We start from the raw sequence: 14,742 nt of genomic DNA, 5'->3' as shown, positions 1-14,742 counted from the left end.
GTAACGCTGTAGGAGTTGGAATCTCTACGCTAGCTGGCGCAAGCCTGTTAGAGCAAATTCTGACGTAGATTACAGAATCCCCGTGCGTTCACGCCCGGGAGTGTCAACTCACATCTTTTCCCAAAGTTGAACTTAACCGTCGAACAGATTTTTCAAGCTGGTGGATACTCTGCATAACTCTTACAGTCTTACAAAAGAGCGATTTCAGTTGCAAAGGAGATTTTTTGCCGGAGATTCTTCAATAAATCTACAGTTTTTTCGGAGGCAACTCTCTTTCCTTGATTTTCAAAGTACTCAGATGCTTTTTGTAAATCAGCGATCGCTCCTAAATGATATCCTAAGCGATAACGAGCTACTCCCCGATTAACATAAGCCTGGGCGTTACTGGGGTTAAGTCTGATGACTTGAGAAAAATCACGCACTGCACCAAAGTCATCTCCATTTTGTCCGCAAGCGCAACCCCGGTTAAAGTACGCTCTATAATCGTTAGCATTGAGACGAATTGCTAGATTAAAGTCGAGCATAGCTGCTTGGGTATCTTGCAAGACAAAATGCGCCAAACCTCGGTCATTATAGATATCTGCAAGCAATAAGCTAGTCATTCGGGGAATTTGAGTTAGGGCTAAATCAAAGTCAAGAATTGCCTCAAAGTCTTTCCCATCCCCAGCACGGGCTAGCCCTCGGTTGTAGTAAGCTCGAAAATCGGATGGCTTAAGTGCGATCGCTCGATTATGATTGACAATAGCAGCGCCATAATCCCCTTGTCTGTAGAGTGCCACTCCCCGGTTCAGATAAGCCTCAAAGTTATCCGGTGCAAAATTTATGGCTTGAGTACAATCTGCGATCGCTTGATGGTAATCTTGTAATTGGAGATAAGCAAGACAGCGATCGCTATAAGCCACAGCATAATCTTTCTTAAGTTCAATCGCCTGGTTAAAATTCTCTATTGCTTCCTGGTAATCACCGTGTCGCATCTTATCTACACCGAATTCCAAGAAATCACCCGATGTAATTTGCGTGATAGATATAGGTGATGAATGTGCGGATGGAGTCAAACAAATAAAAGGTAAAGCAATAATTACACTGAGAAATAATCGCCAGAAATTAGTCATAAACATCCTGTTTGGCAATTTCGGCAAGAACAAAATTAGCGGGACAAAAAGCCCCGCAAATTGTTAATTTTTGAAGTTAGATTTTAGTCTACTTCTTCCAGTCCTTATCTGCTTGTGAAAGCACATAAGCAGCTACATCTTCAATTTTGTCAGCTTTTAAACGAGCGCCGAAGGCGGGCATAGCACCTTTACCTTTTGTAACCTGGGCAATAATCTTGTCTGCTGAGTACATATCATACTTTTCCAAATCCGCCTTCTTCAGACTTTTGGCAGCATTAACCAGATTCTTACCTCCCGCGTGACAAGAGGCACAATTGGCAGTAAATACTTTAGCTCCACTAGCAGCATCTCCTGCCAAAGCTGGACTACTGAAGGCAAAGGTGAAGATTGCTATGCCTAACAGTATGACTGTAATCATTTTTCTCATTTCGTGTTTCCTCTGCAATAACGGCTGATTCGGTGCAATATCCTCCATAATTGTGAGTTGACCCGTTGCCATAGTCAAACGACAAGCTGTCAAACTTCGCTTTAGTGACGGATCAGCGAAAGAAGAATGCGAGTGTTGCAAACTTATGCTGCGACTAAAGACAAAACTATTACATCCCTGGTAGAAGACTGGATTGATTCTCTTAATTCAGAAAGAGTTCGTTCGTCATCGACCAACGATCCTAATTGAACTGCGTTCAATATCGCTTGTTGGTCAATTCCTTACTCACGCGCATTCATGAGCCAGCGCTGTAGACGGGTTTGGCATCCCACACTGACTGAGTACAGTACAGATGTGGGACTTCTGCTGTTTTAGTTAAAAGTTTTCTCTCGTTCCCAGACTCTGGCTGGGAATGCCTTTGGAAGCCCCAACTTCCGCGTTGGCGCAGCCTCTCGAAGAGAAGCAAGTTAGGGTACTTCACCAGATCCTAATTGAGTAAGTGCATCTTCTGTAACGCGACAAATTCGCCAATCATCTAATATTGATGCTCCCATACTACGGTAAAATGCTTTAGCTGACTCGTTCCAATGCAAGACACTCCACTCTAATCGCCCACAATCACGTTCTACAGCTATCTGAGCTACTTTAGTCAGAAGAGCCTTACCAATACCTTGCCGGCGATATTCTGGTAAAACAAATAAATCTTCCAGATAAATTCCTGGCTTACTCAAAAATGTGGAATAATTATGAAAAAATAGGGCAAAACCAATAGCTTGTCCCGCAGATTCCGCTAAGATTGCCTCTATATACCTCCGCGAACCAAATAAATGCTCCTGAAGTGCCAGAGCATTACCACTAACAGCGTGAGATAATTTTTCATACTCTGCAAGCCCCTGAATTAATTTAAACAGTACGCTGCAATCGGCTGGTTGGGCAAAACGCACAATCAAATTGCTATGGGAAGTCATTAGTCTATAGTCCATAGTTTATAGTCCATAGTCTATAGGTAACTGGGCAATTTTTTTGAGTAATGACTAAAGGAAAGCCGAAAAAAGCTACAAAACGCCCGGTTTTTGCGAATTGCAGTCGGTGAAGTTGAAAAAATATACAGATACAAGCTCTCTAAATTCGCTAGTCAGGTGGATTTAAGAAAGAGCAAGTTTTGTCAAGTCCTAATGCACCTAAAATCTAGGATGGTGCGTTACGCTACGCGATAACACACCCTACGAAATTTAAAGTTTTGCACTTTATTTGATCCATGCTTATTAGTGGAGCTAATTAAATCAGGTATTGCATCCCAATTTTGAGCAATGTAATTAAATCAACCAACCTTTTAAGCGTTTGGCTATGTGGGGACGGCGCAACTTCCGCATAGCTTTGCTTTGAATTTGACGCACTCGCTCACGAGAAAGATTGAACATATTGCCAACTTCTTCTAAAGTACAGGGTTCGCTGGTTGTCAAACCATAGCGCAGAGAAATCACATCTTTCTCCCGTGGAGTTAACACGTCACCCAAAACTTCCCAAATCTCCTGACGCATCATGTTTTCATTCATTTTTGCTTCTGGAGACAGGTTATCTTCATCCTCTAGCAAATCCATCAATTCGGTGTCTTCTTCTTTACCGACACGGTGGTTGAGAGAAAGTGCTTGTCGCCGTAGTTGTTGTAGCTGGCGTAGTTGTTGGACACTAATTTCCAAAGTTTCTGCCATTTCCCCTTCGGTGGGATTACGAGAGAGTTTTTGCTTGAGTTCCCGTTGGGCTTTTTTCAGCTTGTTAAGCTTTTCAACAATATGTATAGGTAGCCGAATTGTCCGCGCATCGTTAGCTATAGCTCTGGTAATCGCTTGTCTAATCCACCAATAGGCGTAGGTAGAAAACTTATATCCTTTATCGGGATCAAACTTTTCTGTAGCGCGATTTAAACCCATCGCTCCTTCCTGAATTAAATCCAGAAAAGGCACTCCCCGATTCAGGTATCGTTTAGCAATAGAGACTACTAATCTCAAGTTTGAGCGAATCATTTTGCGTTTCGCTACTCTCCCTTGATACAAGCGACTTTCTAGTTGCTTTTCCGTCATTTCTAGCTCGGAAGCTACTTCTAGTTTACTGGGTTCCTGTCCCAGTTTTAACTCTAAAGCTGCTTGGATTTCTCTGACTTCCTCTAGGAATCTGACTCGCCGCGCTAACTCTACTTCTTCATCAGCTTTTAAGAGCGGATAACGCGCCATTTCCTTAAAAAACGCGCCCACAGCATCATCATGTTCGGTTTTGTTATATCCCGAAGGACGAGCCGCCGCCATGTCATCTCCATCCCGTTCGTCTGATTCCAGATTTTCTACTACAATTGGAGACTCTTCTTCTGCTACTGCATTTAAACTATCGAGTGATGGTTCTTCACTATCAGCAGCATTCTCCAGTATTTCCGTTTTTCCCAATTTAACAATATTCATAGTTTCCTTTAGGGATTGTTGCTTTGTTTGGTACATAATTTAGTTACAGCTACTCATTTGAGGCTTGGTAGTTTTCCCTAATGGACGATGCACCCCTTTATATAGCGAAATACAGGCTGATGCTAATTTATCTACAGAAATAAATTGACCTCTACCTAGCTGATGCAGGTTACGGTTATATACAACCTATAACGGAATCGACCTTAGCACCTCAGAGAACTTTCTTCTTAGACTTCCAACAGATATATTCTTCATTTTTTTCCGAATTATCGAATATGTCAAACCCCCTCAAACTTTCTCAACCTTAACAAATATAGAAATCTCAGTTAAATATCCAAATTCCTTAAATTTTCATATATTTTTCTCAACATTTTTAATGTCTTTGGCGTTGTAAGTCACTGGATAAAAATAAAACCTGTTACTGCGGTTATATATTCCCGATTTGATTTAAAGTTACCGACATGATACAAGTTACAAGAGTAGCAGCTTACTTTCGGGATGTTCTTACTTTGTATAAAAGCATCTCATAAGCAGAAAGGCTTGAATATCTATCGATAGGCGGAAAAAGGCTACTCCCTATTTAGTAGAGAAAGTAACTGTTGCAGCAAGAGCCGACATGGTTTTATTTGTATAGTGGGTACCAAATATTTATTGCACGTATAGTTGATACGAATTTGTCTAGTAGATTACATAAGAGGAAACTTATCAAGTATTATGAATAATAACAGTATTGAGAATTACCATTTAAGTCTAAAAAAGCCCAAAATTAGAGTTTAGTTAGCTAGGTTAATTTTAACCAGCTAGTGAGGTAAATATCTAACTATAAAGTCAGTAACTATGTATATTAATGACGTAAAATTATCTTCTTTAGTGGTGGCACAAGCTGGTGAATCATACCAGTCAGGTGCAACTGTTAATCGGTGGGTTGAAGTACTGGTAGACTGTCCAGGAAGTACGGGACTATTTACTTATCGATTACCAGCCCAGTTGGAAATCAAACCAGGGGATATTTTAAGCGTGCCATTTGGGGCACAACAATTAGGAGCGATCGCTATTCGGTTACTGGCACAACCAAATGTTGATTTACCACCAGAAAAAATCCGGGAAGTAGAAGATATAGTCAGCGTTGGGTTTTTCCCAAGTGCTTATTGGGAATTACTCAATCGAGTTGCTGCATATTACTATACGCCCCTGATTCAAGTAATCCGGGTTGCACTGCCGCCAGGGTTGCTGGGGCGATCGCAGCGTCGTATCCGCCTGCTTGGAGGCAGAGGAGCAGGGAGCAGGGGGCTCTTAGCAGGGGGAAGTAGTTATTTATTGGCATCTCCTAATCCTTCAGCTTTTCTGACTCCGACTGCGCGGCAAGTTTGGGAACTTTTGCAAGGGCAGCCGGCAGGGGATTATAGTTTCGCCTACATCCAACAAAAAGTCAAATCTGCTTATCGGGGAATTCGGGAGTTGTTGCGATTTGGTTTAGTAGAAAGCTACTTAGAACCGCCACGACTAACTCGACCAAAGTTGCAAAAAGCAGTGACGCTCACAGGTACAATCGACGATGACTTAACCACTCGTCAACGAGAGATTTTAGAAGTGCTGCGGCGACAGGGTGGGGAGTTGTGGCAAAACGAATTGTTGCAAATTTGCAATGCTAGTTCCTCTATTCTCAAGACGTTGGCACAAAAGGGTTACATCGTTGTTGAAGAACGAGAAGTATTGCGAACAGAACAAGGCCCAGCAATAGTAGGCGATGGCGCTAAATTCTTAACTACTGCTCAAGCTAGTGCCTTAGCGACAATCCAGACATTAGATGGATTTGCTCAAGTTTTATTGCATGGGGTGACAGGTTCAGGAAAAACCGAAGTATATTTGCAAGCGATCGCACCTCTCCTCAACCAAGGCAAATCCGCCCTCGTCTTAGTCCCAGAAATTGGACTCACACCCCAGCTAACCGATCGTTTTCGCGCCCGTTTTGGCAATAAAGTCAGCGTTTATCACAGCGCCCTCTCCGACGGCGAACGTTACGACACTTGGCGGCAAATGCTCACAGGAGAACCCCAAGTTGTTATTGGTACCCGCAGCGCCGTTTTCGCCCCTTTGCCCAACTTGGGTTTAATAGTTTTAGATGAAGAACACGACAGCAGCTTTAAACAAGATTCCCCCATACCCACCTACCACGCCCGCACCGTTGCCCAGTGGCGAGCCGAATTAGAAAATTGCCCCTTGGTGTTAGGTTCCGCTACGCCTTCGTTGGAAAGTTGGGTAAGCGTCGGAACCTCACCCCCTAGCCCCCTCTCCGCAAGCAGAGAGGGGGGACAAGAAGGAAATCTTAACTCTTCACTCCTAAATCAGAAGTCGGGAGGCAGGAGTTATTATTTAAGTTTGCCTGAACGTGTCAACTCCCGCCCTTTACCGCCAGTGGAAATAGTCGATATGCGGCAAGAGTTGCAGCAGGGAAATCGTTCGATATTTAGTAGATCGTTGCAAACAGCTTTACAAGAGTTGCAAGAAAGAAAACAACAGGGAATTTTATTTATCCATCGCCGGGGACATAGTACTTTTGTATCTTGCCGCAGTTGTGGATATGTGCTAGAATGCCCCTACTGTGATGTTTCGCTGGCGTATCACCACACCGAAGAAAAAGCGCCGGAATTATTGCGGTGTCATTACTGTAACTATGGGCGATCGCACCCCAAATTTTGCCCTGATTGTAGTTCCCCTTACCTGAAATTTTTCGGTAGCGGTACTCAACGAGTAACGCAGGAATTAGCGCGACAGTTTCCAGAGTTGCGGTTGATTCGTTTTGATAGCGATACCACCCGCAACAAAGGCTCACACCGAACTCTACTCACCCAGTTTGCCAACGGCGAAGCAGATTTATTAGTTGGTACGCAAATGCTCACCAAAGGTTTGGATTTACCACAGGTGACACTTGTGGGTGTAGTCGCCGCCGATGGATTGCTAAATTTATCAGATTATCGCGCCAGTGAACGGGCATTTCAAACCTTGACTCAAGTCGCCGGACGTGCTGGTAGAGGTGATGATCCGGGTAGGGTAATTGTGCAGACTTATACTACAGAGCATCAGGTAATTGCAGCCGTGCGATCGCACGATTATCAGTCTTTCTCTCAAGCCGAATTAGAACAACGCCAAGCACTCAATTATCCTCCTTATGGGCGGTTAATTTTGTTGCGCTTAAGTAGTCTCGACCCCATTCAAGTGCAAAACACGGCACAAATTATTGCTACAACCTTGAGTACAGAAGAAGAATTGGAGATATTAGGCCCAGCACCAGCGAGTATTTTACGGGTAGCTAATCGTTATCGTTGGCAGATATTGATTAAATTTGCCCCCGATGCATTACCACAGTTGCCAGATTGGGAAGAAGTGCGATCGCTTTGTCCTTCGTCTGTGAGTTTAACTATTGATGTAGACCCGATTAATATTATGTAATATTATTTCAAGCGATCGCTCAATTATGTAACTTCATCGGTAAAGTGAGACTGAATGCTGTTTCACCAAAGGATGTTGATTCAAGGGTGAGATCGCCACCATGTGCCCTCGCAATTTCACGGGATAAGCTCAGTCCTAAACCAATTCCATCTACTTTGCGGGTGCGTGAAGGATCGCCGCGATAAAAGCGGTCAAAAATGCGTAGGCGATCGCTCAGTGGGATATCTTGGGATGCATTGGCAATGGTAACATGGAGAGTTGTGGAAGTTTGATCAGCGCGAATCTGTATCCAGCCGTTGGCAAGATTGTATTTGATGGCATTACTGAACAGATTTTGCAAAACTTGAATCAGAAGATCGCGATCGCCCATTACCCGTAGCCCATCGGTGAAGTCAGTTTGCACAGTCAACTGGGGAGCGAGCATTTCTAAATCTTCTAGCATCTCCATCAGCAACTCAGACATATCAACCTCAACCAGATATAAGCTCATTTTTCCCGCATCTGCTAGAGATAGCAGTAAGAGTTTCCGCATAATTCCACTGAGGCGGCGCACCTCATCTAACAAGTTGCTTAAGCGCTGTTGTACTTCACTTCCGGGATCAACCTGTTGCAGCGTTCGTTCCAGTTCGCCTTGCAAAATAGTCAGTGGGGTTTTCAGTTCATGAGCTGCATCACCACTAAAGCGGGAAGCTTGGGTAAAACTGCGTTCCAAGCGTTCCAGCATTAGATTAAACACCTGAATCAGTTCAACAAATTCAACATCAGTTGTCCCAATGGGAATTCGTTGATCTAGCCCTTTGACAGTCACCTGTTGAATCACACCCGTTAATTGATGGATGGGACGCAAAGCACCACCAGAAACCAACCATGCTCCCACCGCAACCAGCAGGAGCGCTCCCGGAATTGAAACCAGAAAAATATTACGAATAGTAGCCATCTCTTGATTGACGGCTTCCAGACTAACGGCAATGGCAACCTGAACATTGGGAAATTTAGCTGCTCCAATCCGCCAAGCTGTTATTTCCGTTTCCTCAGTGACAAATTGAGGGGGACGGGGACTAATCAGAGGTGGCCGATTTCTCACATCACTGGGAAAATCTAACGCGAAACCGCGTCGGGGAGGTGGAGAATTCAAAGCCTCTCTCTTTTTAGGAGAGAAGTTTTCCAAATCTCGTGAAAAGTCAGGTAAAGGTGGAGGTTCTCTAGGAGGAGGCGGTGGTAAAGGTGTTAACTGAAGACGTTGAACCAGCAGACGATTTACATTGACATCGGCAGGTAGAGAGTTAGATTCATAAAGTGTGTTCCCGTTGGCATCAAGCACCAGCAGAGCAATGGGGGTTTTTATATTTGTTCCGCCGCCGAAGGCATAAGGTAATGAGTCTGGGTAAAGCTGCCATCCTTCGCCATCGGGTGAAGGAGTTGGCCGCATTAGGTGATTTAATAGTTCTGCATCGAGGCGGCTAATCTTAGCATTGTAAATCTGAAACCAGGAAACTGCACCAAATCCGACTAATGTGCTTCCAGCCAGAGCCGCAGACAACAGGGCGATGCGGAGTCGAAACGAAGGGAGTTTCATGAAGAAACTTCTGGCTTGCGAAACCGATATCCAACCCCTCGAATACTTTCAATCCAGACTGCTTCATCAATGGGGTCAATCTTTTTGCGAATTCGCTGGATACAAACATCCACAACGTTAGTGTTGGGGTTAAAGTCATAGCCCCAAACGTGTTCTAGAATTTGGGTGCGAGTAAAAACCCGTCCGGGAGAGCGCATGAGATACTCCAGAAGATTAAACTCGCGGTTGGTGAGTTCTATCACCTGCTGATTGCAAGTGACTTCCCTGGTGATGCGATCGAGCTTGATAGTCCCAACACAAAGCAGATTTTGGCGTAGGTGTAGCCCGTCGTAGACATCGCTAACACTTCGGCGCACAACAGCATGAATTCGAGCTGCTAACTCTTCCACAAAAAACGGTTTAGCGATATAGTCATCCGCTCCCAAATTTAGCCCTTCCAAGCGATCGTCTAATTCATTCCGAGCCGTCAACAAAATCACCGGAGCATTTCGACCTTGCCGCCGCAACAGTTTTAGAATCGATAGTCCATCCTTTCCCGGCACCATAATGTCGAGTACAATCACATCATATTCGTTGGCTAATGCCCGCAGATATCCTTCATCACCGTTATCGCAGTAGTCTACAACAAATCCTTGCTCTTTGAGTCCAGCCCGGACAAAGTTAGCAATTTTCGCTTCATCTTCGACAAACAGAACGTTCACAAGCATTTATTAATTCACATATTGTTCCATTTTAAATTCATTATTTTTGGTTCAAATTACAAAACTGTAATTTAGAAAATAGGCAAGCTGTAATTTTGAGATGGCTCAATTAGAAATATGAACACCCTACTTTTTGAAGGTTGATTTTTATGAATATTCGTCGAGTCTTAGGCGTAGCAGCAATTCCTTTAGTAATTGGCGCATTTGGTTTTATTTCACTCAATCAAGCAAATGCCGCTAATCAATTCGCTCAAATTGCCCAAGCGCCACCACAGCCCAACCAACCATCGAACGAACAGCCGCGTCCACCCCATCCTGATTTTAAAGCAGCTGCGACCAAGTTAGGAGTAACAGAAGCACAATTAAAAGCTGCCTTGGGAGTCCCTGCAAATCCTCCAAATCCAGGCGATAATCAGCGTCCACCCCGACCTGATTTTAAAGCAGCCGCGACCAAGTTAGGAGTAACAGAAGCACAATTAAAGGCTGCCTTGGGAGTCCCTGCAAATCCTCCAAATCCAGGCGATAATCAGCGTCCACCCCGACCTGATTTTAAAGCTGCTGCGACCAAGTTAGGAGTAACAGAAGCACAGTTAAAAGCTGCCTTGGGAGTCCCTGCAAATCCTCCAAATCCAGGCAATAATCAGCGTCCACCCCGACCTGATTTTAAAGCAGCTGCGGCAAAGCTGGGTGTCACTGAACAACAGTTGATCGATGCACTAGGTGTTCCACCTCATCCTCCTGGCGCTGATCGCCCTAATGCACCAAAATAGCTGAACATTATCTCAACCACATCTAGTTTGCATATCTAAAATTTATAGGACTTACGCATTGACAGAGAGAGCCAACTGTGAATGACCATTGCCTCTGCGGTTTAAGAGTAATTAATCTAACCTTATTAGGCGCAGAGAACACAGAGTCAAGAGGGATTCTTTGACCAAAATTTTTACCCGCATTGAAAGGGCTTTTTTTTGTAATTCGACAGACTGGTTGTGATTGATAACTTATTTGTACACCGTAGGTCTAAAGCCGAGGGGATTCTAGTTTCACACACAAGTGATTAGCCAGACTTAATATAAAATCTCTAGCAGATGATTAGGTAAATTGGCATGAGTGAAACTACAGAAACGATTTTCAGCAAAATCATTAGTCGGGAAATTCCGGCTGATATTGTTTATGAGGATGATTTAGCCCTGGCATTCAAAGACATCCATCCCCAAGCGCCCGTTCACATCCTGGTAATTCCCAAAAAACCCATTGCTACACTAGCTGATGCTGAATCTGAAGATCATGCTCTGTTGGGGCATCTTTTGCTAACCGTCAAACGTGTTGCCGAAGATGCTGGACTGAAAAATGGTTATCGAGTTGTCATGAACACTGGTGATGACGGCGGTCAAACAGTCCATCATTTACATTTGCATATTTTGGGAGGACGGCAGTTAGCCTGGCCTCCTGGTTGATAAAACCAGATGAATTGCGTTTCTAGATGCGGTTCGGAAGTAGGGGCAATTCATGAATTGCCCCTACTTCATTCTGGCAGCGCATTTTCACTTGAGGGTGCGGTAGTGTAAAAACAACTCACTTCCAATCTGACGAGTTTCCACGAGTTGGAGATGAGGAATAGCATTGGCAACAAAACCCTCTCCTTCGACTGGGCTAGAGGCATGCTTTCCTCCATAAATGACAGGCCAAATCGTCAACCACCAATCGTCAATTCGTCCTGCCTGCGCTAGAGAAGCTGTTAAAGAGCCGCCTCCCAAAGCAACGATCTTGTGAATACCCCGCTCTGCCATCAAGGTGTAAGCCCGCTCCCAATCCAGGTCTGTATCTCCCAAATCAATTAATTCAGCCAGTTTTTGCAAGGCTGTTGCATCAGAATTGCGCTCTAAACCAGTGTGTGTCGTAAATATCCATCGCTCAATGTCTTGGGTTAAAAAAGGCAAGTCCAGCGATAGGTCGAGGGAACCTGAGACAACGCAGGTAATGGGCTGGGGAGGCTGACCCCGAACCTCACGGGCTGCCAACAGTTCGGGATTGCGAATTGTAAAAGTTACCCCCTCAGTCCGAATCGTCCCTGCTCCTACCAAGACTAGATCAGCAAGGGAGAATTGATACTCCAGATGTGCCTGATCGTCTGCATCAGAATAACCGGGTACATTAGGATCTACAGAGCTAATCTTTCCATCGGCCGTCATGGCAAGAACCACAGTTGTTTGGATAGCTGACATGATTATGTTTTAACGATTCTTTATAATTTTACCTTTTTGAATTCTTGGCGATGAATAGTTGTTGCATTGTGTTTTAAATCACCTTGTAAACTATAGATCGAGGTGCTAAAACAATTGTTGTTGGATGATTGTCTCTACACAAGAGTCTAACAAGAGTGAATTTTTTTACACCGAAGAGACTGTCATGCCCAAACATATATCTGCGATCGCACTTGTCTTAATTTTAATTTTGGGGTTTACATCTCTAGTTAAAGCTGCAACTCCCCGTTCAACTTGGGTGCAAAATGAAATTTACCAATACAATCATCCCTTTGCTTCTCAATTGCCTCAAGAACTGGCAACAAAGATGCAAAAGATGACAACTTTTCCCTATTTAGAAACTATTAGTTTTTGCTAGCACTTACCGAAACTTCTTCAGATTCTTCTACAATTTTCGGTTTTACCTCAGATGTAAATGTTGATGATTGTGAAACTTGTTCAGGTACAGAAACAATGATATCAGCACCATTGATAATTGCTCCTAATAACCCTAGTTCAGATTCAACTAATTGATCAATAGCTTCACCTAGCATATTTTCTTGTGTATAGTGTGGTCGTGCCACTATTACAATCCCATCGCTGTAGGGTTGGACTAATAAGGGATCGTTGGATATGCTGAGTGGACTAGTATCTAAAATAACTAAATCAAAACGTTCTCGGACATCCTCAATCAGCCGTCGCATTTCGCTAGATTCAAGAATAGCAGCAGATTGCCGCACAGGGCCAGGGCTGGGAACAATATATAAATTTTCTACATCAGGAACTAAACGAATACATTCACTCAAATTAGCGTAATAACGTAGGGGTTCAATAGTGGCCTCAGGGTCAGGAATTACTTTCAGGGATGTACAACGGGAAGGCGATCGCAAATCTGTTTCGATAATCAAGGTTCTTTTACCAGCACGGGCAGATGCTACACCCAAGTTATATGCACTTGCGGTCTTACCCTCTAGGCTGCTGGTGCTAGTAATCAACACTACCTTTAAGGTTTTACCACCAATCCGGCGCAGATTACTACGGAATTTCTCATAAAATTCTAAATAAGGAGAATCGGCGGAAAGTACTACCGGCACAGCTTCAAGATCCAAATCATCAACAGGCATTAAAGGCAATTCTCCCAACAGTACCACTTCCCGTTGCTTGAGGCTCTCGCGGATATCCTCCCTGGTTTTGAAAGTCCCTTCCATTGCTCCCAACAAAAATATCACCCCGCCACCAATCACCACACCTAAGAAACCACCCACAGCAAGGGTAATAGGTACACTTTTAGGGGGTTTGATGTCAGGAATAACTGTGGGGCGTCTGGCAATGCTGAGGCTGCTGGTAGTTTCTGCCTCAGCTGTTTTCGCATCGGTTAGCTTCACCTGCATTTGGTCATAGATGGCTTTTTTGAGTGCAACTTCCTGTTCTAAACGCGATCGCTCTAATTGCTTATTGGGTATCAGAGAATACTCTTGCCGTAGTCGCGCTTCTTGTTGGATTTCTTGAGTTAGTTGTTGTTGCAGTGTCTCCCGTTGGGTTTGCAAAGACACCATTTGGTTTGCCAATTGCTGACGGGCTGGATCTAAACTACTTTGGGTGCGAATACCTGCAACGTTACCCTGAAGTGGAGCCGCCGTCCCATCACCACCTAACACCTCAGCAGCACGTTGTTGTAGCAATTCCTCAGCAGCTTGTTTCTGACGTAGCAACTGAACCATCGTTGGGTGTTCTGGTCGCAAATCTTTTCTGAGTACGGCGATTTGCGACTCACTTTGATAAATTTGCGCTCGCAAGTTACCAATAATTGGATCGGCACTCAAAGCAGAAGAAATATAAGCCTGTCCGACTGTTAAGCCTAACTTATTTTGGATACTGCGAACTTGACCATCAACCCCAGAAATAGTTAATTGAATTTGCCGTTGGAGGTTTTGGCTGGCTGTAATGGCGGTTAACAAGCTGCCATTCTCTGCGGCTAATATTGCCGTTCGCTCTACGCGATCGTACTGTTCCAACTTGGTTTCAGCAATTTGCAATTCTCGTTTAGCTTGTGGTGTGCGATCGTTAATCTTTTGAATAATTGCTTGTAATCGCCCAGTATTAATATCACTGCTCAACTTGACCATTGCTTGCATTAATTCCGCCAAGACCTCTATCCCTCGCTTGGCATCAGTATCTACATATTTTAATTCCAAGATATTAGATTCTAATTCTCCACTCCTAACATTTTTTTTAGGTAAAGAAAGGACGACACTGGCACCAAGCTTTGCCGGTTTGACACCGACTTTCTCTGCCACCGCCGCAATTATCTGATTGGATAGTAAAACTTCTTCATTTAGTTCCTTTCCTTGCTGCTGGATTTGATTACCAGTTGTCGAGAAAGAAACTGGTGGTCCACTATAAGTAAGTGCGGCAGATGCTATGTAGCTAGCAGGTGGATCTGGTTGCATAGCCACCACAGTTGACCCTGCTATGACTAAAACAAAACTAGCTAGTCCAATCCACTTGTATTTATCAAAAGCAATAAGATAGCGCTTAACAATTGGTGGGGTCATGGTCGCTTCGCTCCAATTAAAAAATAAAAACTACAAGCTAAAAATTAGGAAGCACCAAATTAAAGATAGTGGCTTTGATCTAAGGATACTATCAACTTACAACTCTATATATCGGTTGATATCTTTAATATTATTTCTATTAATGAATTCAAGAAAAGTTGGGGATGTGGCTTCCTCCACTCCCAACTACGTCCAGCTTGTATCCTTCTTTTATAGTCACTAATT

General features: G+C 43.8%; 12 protein-coding genes. 4 read left to right on the top strand and 8 right to left on the bottom strand.

The window, feature by feature from the left end; translation table 11 throughout:
• Positions 1 to 188: 188 nt before the first annotated feature.
• From V7K97_RS28180 to V7K97_RS28165, 4 genes are all read right to left on the bottom strand, one after another.
• The gene (locus V7K97_RS28180) at positions 189 to 1,112 is read right to left on the bottom strand and encodes a tetratricopeptide repeat protein (RefSeq protein ID WP_334804264.1); all 924 of its coding nucleotides are present in this window, start codon (positions 1,110 to 1,112) and stop codon (positions 189 to 191) included.
• An 88-nt stretch (positions 1,113 to 1,200) separates the two neighbouring features.
• The gene (gene petJ, locus V7K97_RS28175) at positions 1,201 to 1,539 is read right to left on the bottom strand and encodes a cytochrome c6 PetJ (protein ID WP_334804270.1); all 339 of its coding nucleotides are present in this window, start codon (positions 1,537 to 1,539) and stop codon (positions 1,201 to 1,203) included.
• Positions 1,540 to 2,006: 467 nt separating this feature from the next.
• Entirely contained in the window at positions 2,007 to 2,507 is a 501-nt protein-coding gene (locus tag V7K97_RS28170) for a GNAT family N-acetyltransferase (protein ID WP_334804263.1), read from the bottom strand.
• Between the two features lie 348 nt (positions 2,508 to 2,855).
• Complete coding sequence (locus V7K97_RS28165; RefSeq protein ID WP_334804262.1) at positions 2,856 to 4,028, bottom strand: RpoD/SigA family RNA polymerase sigma factor; 1,173 nt, start codon at positions 4,026 to 4,028, stop codon at positions 2,856 to 2,858.
• A gap of 801 nt (positions 4,029 to 4,829) precedes the next feature.
• Here V7K97_RS28165 and priA point away from each other — a divergent pair.
• Complete coding sequence (gene priA / locus V7K97_RS28160) at positions 4,830 to 7,442, top strand: primosomal protein N' (protein ID WP_334804261.1); 2,613 nt, start codon at positions 4,830 to 4,832, stop codon at positions 7,440 to 7,442.
• Positions 7,443 to 7,461: 19 nt separating this feature from the next.
• Here the strand turns inward: priA and V7K97_RS28155 are convergent, their stop codons facing one another.
• Both V7K97_RS28155 and V7K97_RS28150 read right to left on the bottom strand, forming a co-directional pair.
• Complete coding sequence (locus tag V7K97_RS28155) at positions 7,462 to 9,018, bottom strand: ATP-binding protein (RefSeq protein ID WP_334804260.1); 1,557 nt, start codon at positions 9,016 to 9,018, stop codon at positions 7,462 to 7,464.
• On the bottom strand, positions 9,015 to 9,719 hold the full coding sequence (locus V7K97_RS28150; RefSeq protein ID WP_334804269.1) for a response regulator transcription factor: 705 nt from the start codon (positions 9,717 to 9,719) through the stop codon (positions 9,015 to 9,017). Before V7K97_RS28150 ends, V7K97_RS28155 begins: the two co-directional genes overlap by 4 nt.
• 149 nt (positions 9,720 to 9,868) lie before the next feature.
• Here V7K97_RS28150 and V7K97_RS28145 point away from each other — a divergent pair, with 149 nt between their 5' ends.
• Together V7K97_RS28145 and V7K97_RS28140 are read left to right on the top strand one after the other, a co-directional pair.
• On the top strand, positions 9,869 to 10,489 hold the full coding sequence (locus tag V7K97_RS28145; protein ID WP_334804259.1) for a hypothetical protein: 621 nt from the start codon (positions 9,869 to 9,871) through the stop codon (positions 10,487 to 10,489).
• 336 nt (positions 10,490 to 10,825) lie between these two features.
• Positions 10,826 to 11,176 carry a histidine triad nucleotide-binding protein gene (locus V7K97_RS28140; protein ID WP_334804258.1) on the top strand — a complete coding sequence of 117 codons (351 nt, stop codon included), beginning with the start codon at positions 10,826 to 10,828 and terminating at the stop codon, positions 11,174 to 11,176.
• Between the two features lie 87 nt (positions 11,177 to 11,263).
• Here the strand turns inward: V7K97_RS28140 and V7K97_RS28135 are convergent, their stop codons facing one another.
• Positions 11,264 to 11,944, bottom strand: coding sequence for a RibD family protein (locus V7K97_RS28135; RefSeq protein ID WP_334804257.1), 681 nt, complete (start codon positions 11,942 to 11,944; stop codon positions 11,264 to 11,266).
• Positions 11,945 to 12,068: 124 nt separating this feature from the next.
• Here V7K97_RS28135 and V7K97_RS28130 point away from each other — a divergent pair, with 124 nt between their 5' ends.
• Positions 12,069 to 12,341 (top strand): hypothetical protein, encoded by a 273-nt coding sequence (locus tag V7K97_RS28130; protein ID WP_334804256.1) that lies wholly within the window; start codon positions 12,069 to 12,071, stop codon positions 12,339 to 12,341.
• On the opposite strand, the gene V7K97_RS28125 is transcribed toward V7K97_RS28130, so the two are convergent.
• Complete coding sequence (locus V7K97_RS28125; RefSeq protein WP_334804255.1) at positions 12,328 to 14,517, bottom strand: GumC family protein; 2,190 nt, start codon at positions 14,515 to 14,517, stop codon at positions 12,328 to 12,330. The genes V7K97_RS28130 and V7K97_RS28125 overlap by 14 nt on opposite strands.
• Between the last annotated feature and the right edge of the window lie 225 nt (positions 14,518 to 14,742).

The sequence above is a fragment of the Nostoc sp. genome, from assembly GCF_036917815.1.
Taxonomy (GTDB): domain Bacteria; phylum Cyanobacteriota; class Cyanobacteriia; order Cyanobacteriales; family Nostocaceae; genus Nostoc.
The sequence above is the reverse complement of the archived record's forward strand: the minus strand, read 5'-3'. Positions and strand labels throughout refer to the sequence as shown.

Coding starts and splice junctions, on each gene's coding strand:
- V7K97_RS28135 (WP_334804257.1), bottom strand. CDS start 11,944: ATGTCAGCTATCCAAACAACTGTGGTTCTTGCCATGACGGCCGATGGA.
- V7K97_RS28180 (WP_334804264.1), bottom strand. CDS start 1,112: ATGACTAATTTCTGGCGATTATTTCTCAGTGTAATTATTGCTTTACCT.
- V7K97_RS28130 (WP_334804256.1), top strand. CDS start 12,069: ATGATTGTCTCTACACAAGAGTCTAACAAGAGTGAATTTTTTTACACC.
- V7K97_RS28155 (WP_334804260.1), bottom strand. CDS start 9,018: ATGAAACTCCCTTCGTTTCGACTCCGCATCGCCCTGTTGTCTGCGGCT.
- V7K97_RS28165 (WP_334804262.1), bottom strand. CDS start 4,028: ATGTACCAAACAAAGCAACAATCCCTAAAGGAAACTATGAATATTGTT.
- petJ (WP_334804270.1), bottom strand. CDS start 1,539: ATGAGAAAAATGATTACAGTCATACTGTTAGGCATAGCAATCTTCACC.
- V7K97_RS28170 (WP_334804263.1), bottom strand. CDS start 2,507: ATGACTTCCCATAGCAATTTGATTGTGCGTTTTGCCCAACCAGCCGAT.
- V7K97_RS28125 (WP_334804255.1), bottom strand. CDS start 14,517: ATGACCCCACCAATTGTTAAGCGCTATCTTATTGCTTTTGATAAATAC.
- V7K97_RS28145 (WP_334804259.1), top strand. CDS start 9,869: ATGAATATTCGTCGAGTCTTAGGCGTAGCAGCAATTCCTTTAGTAATT.
- priA (WP_334804261.1), top strand. CDS start 4,830: ATGTATATTAATGACGTAAAATTATCTTCTTTAGTGGTGGCACAAGCT.
- V7K97_RS28140 (WP_334804258.1), top strand. CDS start 10,826: ATGAGTGAAACTACAGAAACGATTTTCAGCAAAATCATTAGTCGGGAA.